Source organism: Modestobacter sp. KNN46-3 (assembly GCF_011039295.1).
This window is the reverse complement of the sequence record NZ_JAAKGN010000324.1, coordinates 1-1,437: the sequence shown is the minus strand read 5'-3', so window position 1 is coordinate 1,437 and position 1,437 is coordinate 1. Positions and strand designations below refer to the sequence as shown.

Below are 1,437 nucleotides of genomic sequence, written 5' to 3'. Positions count from 1 at the left end.
CCATGACGTCGAGGTGCAAGACGATCAGGGGCGCCGACTGGGCCGGGCCCGGCTGCCCGAGGGCATCGCCGGGCTGACCCGGCTGCACGAGCTGATCGCCGAGCACCTGACCGACGACGACGTGGACGTGGGTCTCGTGGACGTGGGTGCCGTGGACGTGCGGACCGGATCGCCCGGCACCTCGCCGTCCGTGCCGGAGCAGGCGGTGATCAGCAGGCCGGTCAGCAGCGGGGCGGTCAGCAGGCCGCCGGCCGCGGCGACTCTCCGGCGGACGGTCACATCCGGACGGGGTAGGCCGGCTCGGGGATCTCCGGGGTGATCCGCTCCTCGACGAAGATCCCGTGCCAGATCATGAAGACCAGCACCTCCCAGACCTGCCGGGCGATCCGCTTGCTGGGCACCTCTGCCTCGCGCAGCCGGTCGAGCAGACCCAGCACGTGGTCGCGGTCGAGCCACTCGTCGGTCTGGCTGGCGGTCACGATGTCCCGGGCCCACCCGTGCAACGGGCCGGCCAGGAACTCCGCCGTCGGCACCGGGAAGCCCAGCTTGCGGCGGTTCATGATCTTCGGCGGGACGATCTGCCGCATCGCCTGCCGCAGGGCGTACTTGGTCGCGTCCCCGCGGCGGGGCACCCGCATCTCCAGCGGCAGGGTGCTGGCGAGGGCGAAGACCTCGGGGTCCAGGAACGGGACCCGCAGCTCGAGGGAGTTGGCCATCGTCATCTTGTCGGCCTTGACCAGGATGTCCCCGCGCAGCCAGGTGAAGAGGTCGACGTACTGCATCGCCGTCACGTCGTCGTAGCCGGCCTCGCGGGTCTGCTGGTAGAGGGCCTCGGTGACGGTGACGTGGGAGAGGTCGGGGTCGCGGCCGGGGAGCAGCTGGGCGAGCTCGGTGGCGTTCAGGTTCCGGGCGTTCCCGTAGTACCGCTCCGCCAGTGGCTGCGACGCGCGCTCCAGCAGGCTCTGCCCGCGGACGCCCTCAGGCACCAGCCTCGACAGCCGGCCGAGCGCCTGCCGCCCGACCGCCGGCAGCTTCGTGGCCCAGGCCAGGCTCAGCGGCTCGCGGTAGATCGTGTAGCCACCGAACAACTCGTCGGCGCCCTCGCCGGAGAGCACCACCTTGACGTGCTTGCGGGCCTCGCGGGCCACGAAGTACAGCGGCACGAGCGCCGGGTCGGCGACCGGGTCGTCCAGGTACCAGACCACCGTGGGGATGACGTCGGCGAACTCCTGCGCGGTGATCTCCACGGGGACGTGCTTCACCCCCAGGATCGCCGCGGACTCGGCCGCGATGTCGACCTCCGACGTGGCCTCCCGCTGGAAGCCGACGGTGAAGGTGACCAGGTCCGGGTTGTACTTGTGGGCCAGGGCCGCGACGGCGGTGGAGTCGATGCCGCTGGAGAGGAACGAGCCGACCGTGACGTCGGCCCGCATGTGC

Annotated in this window: 1 protein-coding gene and 1 pseudogene; one reads left to right on the top strand and one right to left on the bottom strand. The window is 71.5% G+C overall.

The window, feature by feature from the left end; all coding sequences use genetic code 11:
• A pseudogene (locus tag G5C62_RS27705) lies at positions 1 to 319 on the top strand (hypothetical protein); the annotation flags it as partial.
• Here the strand turns inward: G5C62_RS27705 and G5C62_RS27000 are convergent.
• Positions 276 to 1,437: asparagine synthetase B (locus tag G5C62_RS27000; RefSeq protein ID WP_164703411.1), on the bottom strand; the 1,162-nt coding region annotated here is incomplete at its 5' end. The pseudogene G5C62_RS27705 and the gene G5C62_RS27000 sit on opposite strands and share 44 nt — an antisense overlap.